This window comes from Micromonospora luteifusca, from assembly GCF_016907275.1.
GTDB lineage: Bacteria > Actinomycetota > Actinomycetes > Mycobacteriales > Micromonosporaceae > Micromonospora > Micromonospora luteifusca.
Genome location: NZ_JAFBBP010000001.1, coordinates 2,426,652 through 2,441,543 on the forward strand (window position 1 = coordinate 2,426,652; position 14,892 = coordinate 2,441,543).

The 14,892-nt window shown below is 69.8% G+C and carries 17 protein-coding genes and 1 pseudogene; 2 read left to right on the forward strand and 16 right to left on the reverse strand.

The window, feature by feature from the left end; translation table 11 throughout:
- Nucleotides 1-52 precede the first annotated feature (52 nt).
- Nucleotides 53-592, forward strand: coding sequence for a hypothetical protein (locus JOD64_RS10575; RefSeq protein WP_204942086.1), 540 nt, complete (start codon nucleotides 53-55; stop codon nucleotides 590-592).
- Between the two features lie 118 nt (nucleotides 593-710).
- Here JOD64_RS10575 and JOD64_RS10580 read toward each other — a convergent pair whose 3' ends face one another.
- From JOD64_RS10580 to JOD64_RS10595, 4 genes are read right to left on the reverse strand one after another with little or no spacing between them, the layout of a single operon-like run.
- Complete coding sequence (locus JOD64_RS10580; RefSeq protein ID WP_204942087.1) at nucleotides 711-1,673, reverse strand: aldo/keto reductase; 963 nt, start codon at nucleotides 1,671-1,673, stop codon at nucleotides 711-713.
- A gap of 37 nt (nucleotides 1,674-1,710) precedes the next feature.
- A complete protein-coding gene (locus JOD64_RS10585) occupies nucleotides 1,711-2,511 on the reverse strand; it encodes a nucleotidyltransferase domain-containing protein (RefSeq protein ID WP_204942088.1) in 801 nt (266 codons plus the stop codon).
- Nucleotides 2,508-4,187: an ABC-F family ATP-binding cassette domain-containing protein gene (locus JOD64_RS10590; protein ID WP_204942089.1), complete on the reverse strand. Its 1,680-nt coding sequence runs from the start codon at nucleotides 4,185-4,187 to the stop codon at nucleotides 2,508-2,510. Before JOD64_RS10590 ends, JOD64_RS10585 begins: the two co-directional genes overlap by 4 nt.
- A gap of 41 nt (nucleotides 4,188-4,228) precedes the next feature.
- Nucleotides 4,229-4,834, reverse strand: a complete 606-nt coding sequence (locus tag JOD64_RS10595; protein ID WP_204942090.1) for a class I SAM-dependent methyltransferase — start codon at nucleotides 4,832-4,834, stop codon at nucleotides 4,229-4,231.
- A gap of 103 nt (nucleotides 4,835-4,937) precedes the next feature.
- Here JOD64_RS10595 and JOD64_RS10600 point away from each other — a divergent pair, with 103 nt between their 5' ends.
- Nucleotides 4,938-5,990, forward strand: coding sequence for a hypothetical protein (locus JOD64_RS10600; protein ID WP_204942091.1), 1,053 nt, complete (start codon nucleotides 4,938-4,940; stop codon nucleotides 5,988-5,990).
- A gap of 21 nt (nucleotides 5,991-6,011) precedes the next feature.
- On the opposite strand, the gene truA is transcribed toward JOD64_RS10600, so the two are convergent.
- The 12 genes and pseudogenes from truA to secY form a co-directional block, all read right to left on the reverse strand.
- Complete coding sequence (gene truA, locus JOD64_RS10605) at nucleotides 6,012-6,842, reverse strand: tRNA pseudouridine(38-40) synthase TruA (RefSeq protein WP_204942092.1); 831 nt, start codon at nucleotides 6,840-6,842, stop codon at nucleotides 6,012-6,014.
- Nucleotides 6,843-6,909: 67 nt separating this feature from the next.
- Nucleotides 6,910-7,467, reverse strand: coding sequence for a 50S ribosomal protein L17 (gene rplQ / locus JOD64_RS10610; RefSeq protein WP_110563087.1), 558 nt, complete (start codon nucleotides 7,465-7,467; stop codon nucleotides 6,910-6,912).
- A 34-nt stretch (nucleotides 7,468-7,501) separates the two neighbouring features.
- Nucleotides 7,502-8,524, reverse strand: a complete 1,023-nt coding sequence (locus JOD64_RS10615; RefSeq protein WP_007465227.1) for a DNA-directed RNA polymerase subunit alpha — start codon at nucleotides 8,522-8,524, stop codon at nucleotides 7,502-7,504.
- A gap of 98 nt (nucleotides 8,525-8,622) precedes the next feature.
- Nucleotides 8,623-9,249 carry a 30S ribosomal protein S4 gene (gene rpsD, locus JOD64_RS10620; protein ID WP_204942093.1) on the reverse strand — a complete coding sequence of 209 codons (627 nt, stop codon included), beginning with the start codon at nucleotides 9,247-9,249 and terminating at the stop codon, nucleotides 8,623-8,625.
- A gap of 13 nt (nucleotides 9,250-9,262) precedes the next feature.
- Nucleotides 9,263-9,670, reverse strand: a complete 408-nt coding sequence (gene rpsK, locus JOD64_RS10625; RefSeq protein WP_030329919.1) for a 30S ribosomal protein S11 — start codon at nucleotides 9,668-9,670, stop codon at nucleotides 9,263-9,265.
- A gap of 84 nt (nucleotides 9,671-9,754) precedes the next feature.
- On the reverse strand, nucleotides 9,755-10,135 hold the full coding sequence (gene rpsM / locus JOD64_RS10630) for a 30S ribosomal protein S13 (RefSeq protein ID WP_088950226.1): 381 nt from the start codon (nucleotides 10,133-10,135) through the stop codon (nucleotides 9,755-9,757).
- Between the two features lie 266 nt (nucleotides 10,136-10,401).
- Entirely contained in the window at nucleotides 10,402-10,515 is a 114-nt protein-coding gene (gene rpmJ, locus JOD64_RS10635) for a 50S ribosomal protein L36 (protein ID WP_088952025.1), read from the reverse strand.
- 90 nt (nucleotides 10,516-10,605) lie between these two features.
- Nucleotides 10,606-10,827, reverse strand: coding sequence for a translation initiation factor IF-1 (infA, locus tag JOD64_RS10640; protein ID WP_007073013.1), 222 nt, complete (start codon nucleotides 10,825-10,827; stop codon nucleotides 10,606-10,608).
- A gap of 333 nt (nucleotides 10,828-11,160) precedes the next feature.
- A pseudogene (locus JOD64_RS10645) lies at nucleotides 11,161-11,749 on the reverse strand (DUF1707 SHOCT-like domain-containing protein).
- A 96-nt stretch (nucleotides 11,750-11,845) separates the two neighbouring features.
- Nucleotides 11,846-12,697 (reverse strand): type I methionyl aminopeptidase, encoded by an 852-nt coding sequence (gene map, locus JOD64_RS10650; RefSeq protein WP_204942094.1) that lies wholly within the window; start codon nucleotides 12,695-12,697, stop codon nucleotides 11,846-11,848.
- An 87-nt stretch (nucleotides 12,698-12,784) separates the two neighbouring features.
- Entirely contained in the window at nucleotides 12,785-13,438 is a 654-nt protein-coding gene (locus JOD64_RS10655; RefSeq protein WP_204942095.1) for an adenylate kinase, read from the reverse strand.
- Entirely contained in the window at nucleotides 13,439-14,767 is a 1,329-nt protein-coding gene (gene secY / locus JOD64_RS10660) for a preprotein translocase subunit SecY (protein ID WP_204942096.1), read from the reverse strand. It abuts the gene before it with no gap.
- Nucleotides 14,768-14,892: the final 125 nt, after the last annotated feature.

Consider the following 14,892-nt stretch of genomic DNA (forward strand, 5'->3'; position numbering starts at 1 on the left):
GACGCCGTGGCGTCGGGGAGGGGCCTCCCCCTTCAGTAATGAGGAGAGGCCCGTGACGGGTATCCGCAAGGTGTTTGCCGCAGTGTTCGCCGGGCTGGCCCTGACCCTGCTCTCCGCTGCCCCGGCGGCCGCTCAGGCCGACAAACTCAAGCTGACGGTGGCCGGTGACGGGGCCGAGGGGGTCACCATCCAGGCCACCCACACCGACGGTCGTCGGCTGGACAAAGTGGTGCGGTTGGTCCTCACCGCCACCGGCCCGGACGGGCAACAGATCGGGCCGGTGCAGCTGGACCCTCAGCCCGAGGGCCAAGGCTTCTACAGCAGCGGCCCGGTGCTCTCCGGCGGCAAGTGGAAGGTGACGGTCAAGTCCCCCGCTCCGTTGCAGAGCGAGGCCACCGCCGTGGTGCAGGCCAAGCCGCAGGCGCAGGCCCCGAGGCAATCGCCGACGCCCTCGCCGACGCCCAACCGCGACAGTGGGGAGGGGTTCACCTGGTGGTGGTCGGTCGGGGCCGCCGGCCTCGCGCTCGTCGCCGTCGCGATGGGGGTGGGCATCCTGCTCGGCCGCCGACGCACCGCTGAGGAGAACAACTGAAGCTCTGGCCTGGCGCTTCGCGCCAGGCCAGAGCTTTGATCGACACGAGTCGTCTGCGACTCGAACCCGCTGCTCAGCGGACAACCCGCACGGAACGACGGCGCTCGCCGTCGCGGGCTCAGAGGATGGCGCGCAGCGCCGCCAGGTCCTCGTCGCTCGGCTCCCAGGTACCGGCGGCGGCGTTGGCGCGTACCTGCTCCGCGGTGGTGGCACCGGCGATCACCGAGGTCACCGCCGGCTGGGCGGCCAGCCCGCCGATCGCCACCTGGAGCATGGTCAGCCCCCGCTCGGCCGCGTACGCCTCGATCGCCTCGATGGTGTCCCAGTCGGCTGCGGCGAGCCGCTCCGCGTACCGGCCACCGCCGGAGAGCCGGCTGCCGGCCGGCGGCTGACCCGAGCGCTTGTACTTGCCGGTGAGCAGCCCGTTGGCGAGCGGGAAGAACGGCAGCATGCCAAGGCCGAACCGCTCGCAGGCCGGGATGACCTCGGTCTCCACCGAGCGCTCCAGCAGGCTGTAGTGGTTCTGCGCGCTGATGAAGCGGGACCGCCCGTTGGACGAGGCGACCCAGTCCGCGTCGGCGATCTGCCAGCCGGCGAAGTTCGAGTTGCCCAGGTATCGCACCTTGCCGTCGCGGACCAGGTCATCCAGGGCGGCGAGGGTCTCGTCGATCGGGGTGCCCGGGTCGGGCTCGTGCATCTGGTAGAGGTCGATGTGGTCCGTGCCCAGCCGACGCAGCGACGCCTCCACGGCGCGGGCTATGTAGCGCCGCGCACCCCGCGCACCGAAGTCCGGTCCGTTCAGGCCGTTCATGTCCATACCGAACTTGGTGGCCACCACCACGTCGTCCCGGCGTCCCTTGAGCGCCTGCCCGAGCAGTTCCTCGGAGGCGCCCTGCGGCTCACCGTAGATGTCGGCGGTGTCGAACAGGGTGATCCCGGCGTCCAGAGCGGCGTCCACCACCGCGCGGGTGCCGTCGAGGTCGAGCTTCCGGCCGAAGTTGTTGCAGCCGATGCCGACCACGGACACCACGAGCCCGGAGTCGCCCAGCCGGCGATAGGTCATGTCAGTCACGAGATCCACCCTATGCCGGCCTGGTGCGGGCCACCTCGGCGGTGGCTCAACCGACCACCTCTGAGACCAGCTCGCGGGCTGCGCTGATGGTGGCGGCCAGCTCGGCGGGGCTGCGGCCGACGGCACCGAGGAGTGCCTGGGCCCGCCGCTCGAAGTCCGGCGGGGCCCCGGGCAGCCGACCCGCCGCGGCGATCATTCCCTTCTCGTTGACCAGCCACCGGCCCGCTCGGGCGTGCAGCACCTGGGCGAGCACCCCGACCGCCCGGAACAGGCAGCCGGCGACGTACCCGCTGTCCCCTGCGGTGCTGGCCTTGGCCGCGCCGGCCAGCAGAAACCCAGCCTCCCAACCGCCCGCCACCAGGGCATCGGCCAATGCGGGCGGATACTCCCGGGCCTGTTCCTTCAACCGGGCCAGCTCGCCGGTCGGATCCGCGAGCACCTGACACAGCGCCACCTCACCGACGTAGGCCGACGAGTAGAACCCGAGTGGGTGCCCGGCCTGCACCCCGACCTCGAACCGCCCGGTCCGGCAGTCCGTCCAGATGCGGTGCACCCGGTCGAGGTCCCGGTAGATCCAGTCCACCGCCGTTCCACCGACCCGCAGCCAACCACCGCCGTCGACCCACGGACCCCAGCCACCCGGGGCGGTGAGCGCGACGTCGGTGTCGTCGGCAACCGTCACGGCGACCGCGCGCAGCGCCCGTACGTCCAGCTCACCCCGGTAGTACAGACCCAGATCCCAGTCCGAGTCCGGACGCTGCTCACCGCGCGCCCGGCTACCACCGAGCGCCACGGCGACCACTCCCTCGACGGCGCAGAGCCGGTCGGGCAGGTCGGCGGGGATCACCCGACGTCCCAGACCGGCTCCGGAGTCTCCACCACCTCGCTGTCGCCTCGGAACAGCACGAACCTGTCGAATGAGCGGGTGAACCAGCGGTCGTGGGTGACCGCGATCACCGTTCCCTCGAACGCGGTGAGGCCCGCTTCGAGGGCCTCCGCGCTGGCCAGGTCGAGGTTGTCGGTGGGCTCGTCGAGCAGCAGCAGGGTCGCCCCGGACAGCTCCAGCAGCAGCACCAGGAAACGGGCCTGCTGACCACCGGAGAGCGTGCCGAAGCGCTGGTCGCCCTGACCGGCCAACTCGTAACGGCTGAGCACTCCCATCGCCGCGTGCCGGTCCATCCCCGTGCGGTGCTCGTCGCCCCGCCAGAGGATTTCGACAAGCGTCTTCGACATCAGTTCCGGCCGGTCGTGGGTCTGCGAGAAGTGCCCGGGGCGGACCCGGGCACCCAGCCGGGCCACACCGTCGTGGACCACCGGGGCGAGCGCGCCCGCCCCGTCGACCGGCCCGTTCGCCGGGTCCGGGTCGGTGCCGCCCCGGGCCAGCAGCCGCAGGAAATGCGACTTGCCGGTGCCGTTGGCACCGAGCACCGCCACCCGATCGCCGTACCAGATCTCCAGGTCGAAGGGAAAGGTCAGGCCGTCGAGCTCCAGCTGCTCGCAGATGACCGCGCGCTTGCCGGTCCGCCCGCCACTCAGCCGCATCCGGATGTCCTGGTCCTTCGGGGGTACGGGTGGCGGTCCGGCCTCCTCGAACTTGCGCAGCCGGGTCTGCGCGGCCTGGTAGCGCGAGGCCAACCCGTCGTTGTACGCGGCCTTCTGCTTGTACATCAGCATCAGCTCGCGCAGCTTCTGGTGCTCCTCGTCCCAGCGTCGACGCAGCTCGTCGAGGCGGGCGTGCCGGGCCACCCGGGCGGAGTGCCAGCTGGCGAAACCGCCCGGGTGCACCCAGGCGCTGCCACCCTCGACGGCCACCACCCGGTCGGCGCTCTGGGCCAGCAACTCGCGGTCGTGCGAGACGTAGAGCACCGACTTGGTCGACTCGCGCAGTCGCGCCTCCAGCCAGCGCTTGCCGGGCACGTCGAGGAAGTTGTCCGGCTCGTCGAGCAGCAGCACCTCGTCCGGGCCGCGCAACAGCAACTCCAACGCGAAGCGCTTCTGCTGGCCGCCGGAGAGGGTGCGCACCGGTCGGTCCCGCACGGCGTCCCAGGTCAGGTCGAGCACGATTGTCGCGACGGTGTCGAAGAGCACCTCGGCGTCGTACCCGCCGGCCTCGCCCCAGGCGCCCAGCGCGTCGGCGTACGCCAGCTGGGCCTTGCCCGCGGCGTTGCTGAACTTGCCGTGGGCCTCGGCCGCCCGCATGGCCGCCTCGGTCTCACCGAGCCGCCGGCCGGCGTCGCGTAGTGACGGCGGGGCCAGCGACAACGCCAGGTCGGCGAGCGTCGACTCATCGCCGATCATGCCGATGAACTGGCGCATCACACCCAGCCCGCCGGCCCGCGCGACGACGCCGGTACGCACCGGCAGGTCACCGGCGACCATCCGCAGCAGCGTGGTCTTTCCCGCGCCGTTCGGCCCGACGAGGGCGACCTTGCTGCCCTCACCGACCCGGAACGACACGTCGGCGAAGAGTTCCCGACCGTCGGGCAGGATGTGCCCGACCGCTGCCACGTCCACGTATCCCACGCCGGGATCCTGCCCCAGCAAGGGCCGGGAGGGACATCCAATTACCGGGTGACTCGCAGCACCCGGAAGCCCTTCTGGCTGGCGTACCGCTCGACCTGCCAGCTGTGCTCGGTGAGCCAGCGCTGCAGCGAGTCGCCGCCGAGGTGCCGGGCGACGACCAGCCAGCCGACGCCGTCCGGGGCGAGCCGGGGCAGCCAGCGCAGCAGCAGTTCGTGCAGCTCGTCCTTGCCAATGCGGATGGGTGGGTTGGACCAGAGCTGGGCGAACCGGGTGTCGGCCGGCACGTCGTCGGGCGCGCGGACCCGGACCCGGTCGGCGGCGTCGATCCGGGCCGCGTTGGCGGCGGTCAGCTCGCGGGCCCGGCTGTTGACGTCGACCGCCCAGACCGTGGTCGCGGGTGCCAGGTCGGCCAGCACGCACGCGATCGGCCCGAACCCGCAGCCGAGGTCGAGCAGGTCACCGACGGTGTCGGCGGCCGGTAGGTCGGCCTTGCGCAGGAGTACGGCGGTGCCCGGGTCGAGACGGCTGGCGGAGAAGACGCCGCCGGCCGAGACGAGCCGGTAGTCGCGGTCGGCGACGGAGAACTCGACCTCGCGTGGCGGAGCGTCGCTGGCGGGCTGAGCGGTGAAGTAGTGGTCGCCGGTCACGCCGGCAATTCTCGCACCGGCCCGGGGCGGCCATGACACGGCCCACGCGCACATTTCCCCGATATTACCCCCTAAAGGGACAATAACTCCTACTCTGGGCGACATGGTGTATCGGTACGAGTCCGATGAGGACGCTTTCGAGGAGTACCCGGAGCCCGGGTCCGACCTGTCGGTGCTCGGCGCCGGTCCGCCCCCGGCGCCCGGGCCCTCTCCGTCACGCTTCCCCACGCCGTCGCTGCCCCGGGCGAACCAGCTCTCGCTGCCGTCGTCGCAGCCACCGCCGGCTCGTGCCGACGTCCCGCCCGCCGCGCCCCGCAGCCAGGTCTACACCTCGGCCACGCCGATCGAGCCACCCGCCCGACGCGGCGGCGGCCGACTGTGGCAGGTGCTGATCGGCGGCGCAGCGGTCCTGGTGCTGCTCGCACTCTGCGGCCTCGGTGCCGCCGCGCTGCTCATCGATCGCGGCGAGCAACCGCAGAGCAACCCGACGTACCAGCCGAACGCCGCGCCGACGTCAGCCGCACCGGAACGGCCGGCCCTCGACTCCCGGGAGTCCGACCAGGCCCCGCTCACCGCCAAGGAACTCTTCCCCGCCAAGGAACTGAAGCTCACCGGCGGCCAGCCGAGCTACCAGGTGCTCAAGACACAGTCCAGCGGCAGTTGCGCGGTCGCCGCCACCGACGAGGTCGCCGACCTGCTGGTTCTCCTCGGTTGCAACCAGGTCGTCCGGGGCACGCTACGTACGTCCGACGGCGACCACCTGGTCACCGCCGGCCTGTTCAACCTCACCGACAAGGTCAGCGCGGACCGCGCCCGGGACCGGGTACGCCAACTCCTCGACGAGCGGCAGGGCCGGTTCCGTGGCCTCGTCGCCGGCGACGGCACCGACGTGCTGACCACCGCCCCGGCCCGGGTTGGCTGGCAGGTCCGTGGCCACTACCTGGCGTACGCGCTGGTGGTCCGCGAGGACGGCGAGGCGATCAAGGCGGGTGACACCAAGGTCCGCGAGATCCTGTACGACATGATCGAGCTGCACCTCAGCCGGGGCGTGCTGCAACAGCGGGCCGACGGCGGCACCGCCGCCCAACCGACGCCCTCCGACGGCAGCGCGAGCCAGGGCGGCAGCACCGGCGACGGCGGGTTGCCGGGCGACTGACCATCGCCAGGTGGTCGGCGGTCAGCCCTCGATCGGGACCCGCAGTCGGCGGGTGAGGTCGGCGCGGCGTGAGTACTCGGCCGGATCGGCCGGGTAACCGACGGCGACCAGGGTCAACCCGTGCGCGGGGGCCACGGTCACCTCGCTGGACCGCTCCTGGCGGGTGAGCAGGCTGCCCGGCCACTCGACCGGGCGGCGCCCGTCCCCGGCCACCAGCATCGCCCCCACCAGGCTGCGCACCATCGCCTGGCAGAACGCGTCGGCCTGCACGGTGGCGACCAGGATGTCGTCCGGGTCGCGGCGCCAGTCCAACCGGGTCACCTCGCGCAACGTGGTCGCGTTCTCCTTGCGCCGGCAGTACGCGGCGAAGTCGTGCTCCCCCACCAGGCCGTTCGCGGCGGCGTTCAGCGCGGCCAGGTCCAGCGGCTTCGGCCAGGCCAGCACCTCGTGCCGGCGCAGCGGCTCCGCACCGAAGGGCGCATCGGTGACCCGGTACTCGTAGCGCCGGAACGTGGCCGAGAACCGGGCGTCGAAATCGGCCGGCACCTCGGTCATCGCCCGTACGCGCATGTCGGTGGGGAGCAGACGGGCCAGCCGACGCAGCAGCCGCCCCTCATGCTGCCGCCACACGTCGACGGGCAGGTCCAGGTGGCAGACCTGCCCGGTAGCGTGCACCCCCGCGTCGGTCCGCCCGGCGACCGTCAGCCCGGTGGCCGTGCCGGCTCCGAGGACCAGGTCCAGGGTCTCGACGAGCACCCCCGCGACGGTGCGTCGGGTCGGCTGGGCAGCCCAGCCGGAAAAGCCCGTGCCGTCGTACGAGACGTCCAGCCGCAGCCGGATCCGCTCGTCCACCTCGTACCTCCTGTTACGGGTCGGGCCCGACACCCCGATGGGGTGCCGGGCCCGACGTTGCCCTTGATCAGGCCTTGTTCTCGGTGGCCTCGTCGCTGTCCTCGCGGGCGGCGTCGGTGTCACCGGACGCCGACACCGGCGCCTCGGAGTCCTGGTCGGCCTGAGCCGACTGCGGGGTCTCGTCGGCCGGGGCCAGGGCCTCGACCTTGTCCTGCTGCGCGGCCTTGCGGGCGGCGGTCTTCTTGTTCACCTTCGGCTCGGCGACCTGAAGCTCTTCCACCAGCTCGATGATGGCCATCGGCGCGTTGTCACCCTTGCGCGGACCGGTCTTCACGATCCGGGTGTAACCGCCGGGGCGGTTGGAGTACCGGGGCGCGATCTGGTCGAACAGGGCGTAGACCACGTCCTTGTCCTTGACGACACCCAGCACCCGCCGCCGCGAGGCGAGGTCACCGCGCTTGGCCTTGGTGATGAGCTGCTCGGCCAGCGGGCGCAGCCGCCGGGCCTTCGTCTCGGTGGTCTGGATCTTGCCGTGCTGGAACAGCGCAGTGGCCAGGTTGGCCAGCATCAGCCGCTCGTGCGAGGGGCTGCCGCCGAGGCGGGGGCCCTTGGTGGGCGTGGGCATTTTTGGTGCTCCTCAGTTGTGGCGGCAGCGCGGACTAGAGCTGCTCGGTCTCGCGGTAGTCGTCGGTGTCGTAGTCGGCCTCGCCGAAGGTGTCCACGACGTGCGCCGGGTCGAAGTTCGGAGCCGAGTCCTTCAGCCCGAGACCCATCCCGGCGAGCTTCATCTTGACCTCGTCGATCGACTTCTGACCGAAGTTGCGAATGTCGAGGAGGTCGGCCTCGGTACGCCCGATGAGCTCACCAACGGAGTTGATGCCCTCGCGCTTGAGGCAGTTGTAGGAGCGGACGGTGAGGTCCAGCTCCTCGATCGGCAGGGCAAGGTCCGCCGCCAACTGGGCGTCCTGCGGGGACGGCCCGATGTCGATGCCCTCGGCGGTCTCGTCCAGCTCCCGAGCCAGCCCGAACAGCTCCACCAGCGTCGAACCGGCGGAGGCCAGCGCGGTGCGCGGACCCATCGACGGCTTGGTCTCGACGTCGATGATCAGCCGGTCGAAGTCGGTACGCTGCTCGACACGGGTCGCCTCGACGCGGTACGTAACCTTCAGCACCGGCGAGTAGATCGAGTCGACCGGGATCCGGCCGATCTCGGCGCCGGACTGCTTGTTCTGCGCCGCCGTCACGTAGCCCCGGCCCCGCTCGACGGTCAGCTCCATGTCGAGCCGGCCCTTGCCGTTGAGGGTGGCGAGCTTGAGATCCGGGTTGTGCACCGAGACGCCAGCCGGCGGCTGAATGTCACCAGCGGTCACGTCGCCCGGGCCCTGCTTGCGCAGGTACATGCTGACCGGCTCGTCGTGCTCGGAGCTGACGCACAGCTCCTTGATGTTCATGACGAGCTCGACCACGTCCTCCTTGACACCGGGGATCGTGGTGAACTCGTGCAGCACACCGTCGATCTTGATCGAGGTGACGGCCGCGCCCGGGATCGACGACAGCAACGTGCGCCGCAGCGAGTTACCCAGGGTGTAGCCGAAGCCCGGCTCCAGCGGCTCGATGGCGAACCGGGACCGGGTCTCGTTGATCGACTCCTCGGAGAGGGAGGGTCGCTGGCTGATGAGCATCTTTTCTCTTCTCTTCCGGGGCGCCCGCTATTTGACGCCCACGACACAAACTGTTCCGGTGGCCCGCCCCGAAGGGCGGGCCACCGAACGAGCTCGGACTACTTGGAGTAGAGCTCGACGATCAACTGCTCCTGGACCTGCGTGTCAATGACCTGCCGGGCCGGGAGGGAGTGCACGAGCACCTTCATCTGGCTCGGGATGGCCTCAAGCCATGCCGGAACCGACTTCGAGCCGGCCTGGGCCTGCGCGACGATGAACGGGGTGAGCTCCTTGCTCTTGCCCCGAACCTCGATGATGTCGTGCTCCTTGACGCGGTACGACGGGATGTCGACCTTCTTGCCGTTCACCGTGAAGTGACCGTGCTTGACCAGCTGGCGGGCCATGTCCCGCGAGTGGGCGTAGCCGGCCCGGTAAACGACGTTGTCCAGCCGCGACTCGAGGATCTGCAGGAGGACCTCACCGGTCTTGGCCTGCTTGCCAACGGCTTCCTCGTAGTAACCGCGGAACTGCTTCTCCAGCACGCCGTAGACACGACGGGCCTTCTGCTTCTCACGGAGCTGGAGCAGGTACTCCGTCTCCTTCGTGCGGCCGCGGCCGTGCTGCCCGGGCGGGAACGGCCGGGACTCGAACGGGCACTTCGGACCATCGCACTTGCTGCCCTTGAGGAACAGCTTCATCTTCTCCCGCCGGCAACGGCGGCAGTCTGCACCGGTGTAACGAGCCATCTCTCTCTACCTCTCAGACCCGGCGACGCTTCGGCGGACGGCACCCGTTGTGCGGCTGCGGGGTGACGTCGGCGATCTGCCCGACCTCGAGGCCCACGGCCTGCAGCGAACGGATGGCGGTTTCCCGGCCGGAGCCGGGGCCCTTGACGAACACGTCGACCTTGCGCATGCCGTGCTCCATGGCGCGACGCGCGGCAGCCTCGGCGGCCAGCTGCGCGGCGAACGGAGTCGACTTGCGGGAGCCCTTGAAGCCCACCTGGCCAGCGGAGGCCCAGGAGATGACCGCACCGGTCGGGTCCGTGATGGACACGATGGTGTTGTTGAACGTGCTCTTGATGTGCGCCTGCCCGTGGGCGACGTTCTTGCGTTCCTTGCGCCGGACCTTCTTTACAGCGGCTCCGGCACGAGCCTTCGGTGGCATAAGTCTGTGCGCTCCTAGTTGACTTTCCGGATTGGGTTGCGGCCTGCCCTATCTCGGCGGCCGACCCCGTCATCCGGTCAAGAACTACTTCTTGCCGGGCTTCTTCTTGCCGGCGACGGTCCGCTTCGGGCCCTTGCGGGTCCGTGCATTGGTCTTGGTCCGCTGGCCACGCACGGGCAGGCCCCGGCGGTGCCGGATGCCGGCGTAGCAGCCGATCTCAACCTTGCGGCGGATGTCAGCGGCGACCTCGCGGCGCAGGTCGCCTTCAACCTTGTAGTTGCCCTCGATGTGGTCGCGGAGCTGCACGAGCTCCTCGTCCGTGAGGTCCCGAGCGCGCTTGTCCGGCGAGATGCCGGTAGCGGCGAGTGTCTCCTGGGCGCGGGTGCGACCGAGCCCGAAGATGTAGGTGAGCGCGATTTCCATCCGCTTCTCGCGGGGGAGATCCACGCCGACTAGACGTGCCATGTGCGGGCGTACTCCTCGTGATGTGTGGCGGAGGTGTGGACCCGTCCCATCCCGCTACCGGCCGTCCCGTCTTTCCGACGCGGTGAGCGCCGGCGACCGGGAACGGTCGCTGCCCGAGCGGGCCCCGGCCTCCGACCGGGGGTCAGCCACGCAGGAGTACGTCTCGCGTACCGCTCGTGGCTGGGACGAGCATGTGTGATGTGTGTGTCGCTGGGGATCTGCCTGGACCAACGCCACCCGGCGGTGTTACGGCCGGACGGGCTGAATCAGCCCTGGCGCTGCTTGTGGCGCGGGTCGCTGCAGATGACCATGACCCGGCCGTGCCGGCGGATAACCCGGCACTTCTGGCAGATCCTCTTGACGCTCGGCTTGACCTTCACGGTTGCCTTACTTCCCATCTGGCCCGGGGACGCGCGTTGCACGACACCAGACGTCGAAGACGGACACGGGACTCCCGGCCGTCGTCAGGACTACTTGTAGCGGTAGACGATGCGCCCGCGGGTCAGGTCGTACGGCGAAAGTTCGACGACGACCCGGTCCTCCGGAAGGATGCGGATGTAGTGCTGCCGCATCTTGCCGCTGATATGAGCCAGCACCTTGTGGCCGTTCGCGAGCTCCACCCGGAACATGGCGTTCGGCAGGGGCTCGATGACCCGACCCTCGATCTCAATGGCTCCGTCTTTTTTCGGCATGTCCTCCGCTGTCCTGACGTCGATTGCTCCGGGCGGCCCACAACGTCTTACACGGGAATCTGACCAAAATCAGATGCCCGCGCCAGCCGCGGCTCCAGGTCCCACCGAAGCGCAGGGTGGGCATGAAGGAGTGGACGCTGTGCGCCGATCTGAAAGTGTACGCCGGCCTGCGCGCGGTCGCCAAACCGGCCACCCACCGCACCGCCGTGTCGGCGATCGAGCCCTCAGCCGAGGGTCCGATGATCTCCGCGAGACCCACCGCCGGCCCCTGCACGCCGGTCGTCGACGACCGGTCCACGCCCGAACCGGCGGCGACTCCGCCGGCGCCAGCGGTCAACCAACCACTGGCGGCGCATCCCGTTCGTCCGGTTCAGCGGCGGCGCAGCTCCCTCTTGCGTTCCCGCTTCGCCCGCTTACGCTGCCGCTTGCGCTCCCGCTCGACCGCTTGGCGCCGGGGCTCCCCCGCGGACAGCCCGGTCACCGTACGGACCAGCAGCACCGCGCCCCACGGCCCGGCCACCCAGGCCGGCCAGAAGTAGAGCAGGTCCTGACTGAGCAGCGACGTCACCGCCCAGATGATCACCACGACCAGGATCACCTGCGGGTACGGCAACCACAGATCGGCCAGCCACCGGGCGGTGACGCCCCGGCCGGAGACCTGATCGGGCTGACCGGCCACGGGGCCGACAGCCGAAGCGCCGGCTGAGGCCGTCGCCAGGGTCGACCGCTGCGCCGGTGTCACCGGTGGCAGGTCGCCGAGCAGAGACTCCAACTCGGCGTACGTGCGCGCCGCGTAGGCCCGCTGCAACCGCTCGTCGTACTCGTGCAGGTCCAGTCGGCCTTCTTCGAGGGCGACCCGTAACCGGTCGGCCACCGCCGCACGGTCCGCGTCCGCGGCTCGCATCCCGTCGCGCCCGTTCATGCCGGCAAGCATGCCACCGTCACGCCAGTCCCGTCCGACCCGACCGCTCCAGCCTTGATCCCCTCAGGGTGGAGCTGTGCTCCGCGGCCGGACCGGTCAGGGGGCGGTCGAGGCGGCGGGTTGCCGCGCGGTGACCAGGTCGCCGAGGCGGGCCCGACCCCCGTCGAAGGCCGTGAGCACCCAGACGCCGTCCGGCAGCAGAGCCATCGAGTGCTCGACGTGCGCGGCCACCGAGCCGTCCCGGGTCACCACCGTCCACCCGTCGGCTAACTCGACCGTACGCGGCGACGCCATCGTGATCATCGGCTCGATGGCCAACGCCATGCCGGGAACCAGTCGTGGGCCCTTGCCCGGCCGACCGTGGTTCAGCACGTGCGGGTCCTGGTGCATCTCGGTGCCGATGCCGTGCCCGCCGTAGCCGTCGACGATGCCGTACCGGCCGCCCTTGCGGACCGCGCTCTCCACCGCGTGGGAAATGTCGGTCAGTCGGCCCTTGCCGCTGGCCGCACCACGTGCGGCGGCGGCGATGCCGGCCCACATCGCGTCCTCGGCGACCTCGGCCATCTTCAGCAGCGCCGGATCGACGTCGCCGACCCCGACGGTGATCGCCGAGTCGCCGTGCCAACCGTCCAGCACCGCGCCGCAGTCGATGGAGATCAGGTCACCAGCCTGGAGCACCTGCCCCGGCGAGGGGATGGCGTGCACGATCTGCTCGTTGACCGAGGAGCAGATCGACGCCGGGAAGCCGTGGTAGCCCTTGAACGACGGAACGCCACCCGCCTCGCGGATGGTCGACTCGGCGATGGCGTCCAGATCGGCGGTGCTGACACCGGGGGCAACTGCCTCCCGCATCCGGCGAAGCGCCTCGGCCACCACCAACCCGGCGGCCCGCATCTTCTCGATCTGGTCAGGGGTCTTCAGCTGGATGTCCAGCTGGGGACGACGCATTGAGCGATTACCTTTCGTTGCCGAACAGCGGGGCACGTCACGCGTACCCCGCTGTTCGCACTCTATCCGCCGTGGCCCGGCAGGACCTCAGCCGCCGTACGACCGCAGTGCGTCGATGGCCCGGGTGGTGACGTCCTCCACCGGGCCGGTGGCGTCGATCCCGACCAGCTTGCCCTGAGCGCCGTAGTAGTCGACCAGGGGCGCGGTCTTCTCGCTGTATTCACGAAGCCGGGTGGCGATCGTCTCCGGCTTGTCGTCGTCGCGCTGGAACAGCTCGGCGCCGCACCTGTCACAGATGCCGGGCCGGGTGGTGGCGTCGAACTCGACGTGCCAGATCTTCCCGCAGCCCCGGCAGGTACGCCGACCGGAGAGACGCCGGATCACCTCGTCGTCGTCGACCACCAACTCCAGGACCAGATCCAGGGCGGTGCCCAGATCGGCGAGGAGCTTGTCCAGGGCGGCGGCCTGCGGAGTGGTCCGCGGGAAACCGTCGAGCAGAAAGCCCTCGGTGGCGTCGGGCTCGGCCAGCCGGTCCCGGACCATGTTGATGGTGACCTCGTCCGGAACCAGCTCGCCTGCGTCCATGTACCGCTTCGCCTCGATACCGAGCGGCGTGCCCTGGGTGACGTTCGAACGGAAGATGTCTCCGGTCGAAATCTTGGGCACCGACAGGTGCGCGGCGACGAATTCCGCCTGCGTGCCCTTACCCGCGCCCGGCGGGCCAACCAGAACGAGTCTCATCTACCGCAGGAACCCTTCGTAGTTCCGCTGCATGAGTTGGCTCTCGATCTGCTTCACGGTCTCCAGACCGACGCCGACCATGATGAGCACAGCGGTGCCGCCGAACGGGAAGTTCTGGTACTGCTGGTTGTCCAGCCAGATGAAGAAGAAGTTCGGCAGGATCGAGATGACGCCGAGGTAGAGCGCGCCCGGCAGGGTGATCCGGCTGAGGATGAAGTCGAGGTAGTCGGCCGTCGGCTTGCCCGGGCGGATGCCCGGCACGAACCCGCCGTACTTCTTCATGTTGTCCGCGACCTCGGTCGGGTTGAACGTGATCGAGACGTAGAAGTACGTGAAGAAGATGATCAGCAGGAAGTAGACCGTGATGTAGATCGGGCTGTCCGGTGCCACCAGGTTGTTCTGGATCCACGCCTGGACCTTGCCCGGGTCGTTCTGGTCGAAGAACTGCAGAGCCAACTGCGGCAGGTAGAGCAGCGAAGAACCGAAGATGACCGGGATCACACCAGCCTGGTTGACCTTCAGCGGGATGTAGGTCGAGGTGCCGCCGTACATCCGCCGGCCGATCATCCGCTTGGCGTACTGCACCGGGATCCGGCGCTGCGCCTGCTCGATGAAGGTGACTGCGGTGATGACCACCAGGACCAGCGCGATGACCAGGGCGAACATGTCCCAGCCCTTGCTGGTCTTGATCTGCCAGCCCTCGCTGGGCAGGCGGGCCGCGATCGAGGTGAAGATCAGGACGGACATGCCGTTGCCGACGCCGCGGTCGGTGATCAGCTCACCGAGCCACATGACCATGCCGGTGCCGGCGGTCATGGTGATCACCAGGATGGCCAGGGTCAGCCAGTCCGGGATGCCGGTGCCGGTCGGGATGATCGGGAACTGGTCGCACTTGTTCTGGAACAGCTGCCCCGAGCGGGCCAGGGCCACGAACGCCGAGGCCTGCAGCACACCAAGACCGAGGGTCAGGTAGCGGGTGTACTGGGTGATCTTCGCCTGGCCGGCCTGGCCCTCCTTGCGGAGCTGCTCCAGGCGCGGGATCACGACGGTCAGCAGCTGCAGGATGATCGACGCGGTGATGTAGGGCATGATGCCCAGCGCGAAGACCGAGAGCTGCAGCAACGCTCCGCCGGAGAAGAGGTTGAGCAGGTTCAGCGGCCCCGTCGAGTCGCCCGAGATCGAGTCGAGGCACTTCTGCACGTTGCCGTACGAGACGCCCGGGCTGGGGAGCGTTGCACCCAGCCGGTAGACCGCGATGATGCCTACTGTGAACAGCAGCTTCTTGCGCAGGTCAGGCGTACGGAACGCACTGAGAAAGGCGGACAGCAACTTCTTCCTCCTGCGCGAGGCGGGCCGCCGGTGAACCCTGGCGGGTGGGGGTGGATCACGGGCGAGCGCCCGCAATCCATGGCTGGGATGGGACTCTAACAGCCCCACGCCGGTCCGGGCAGATG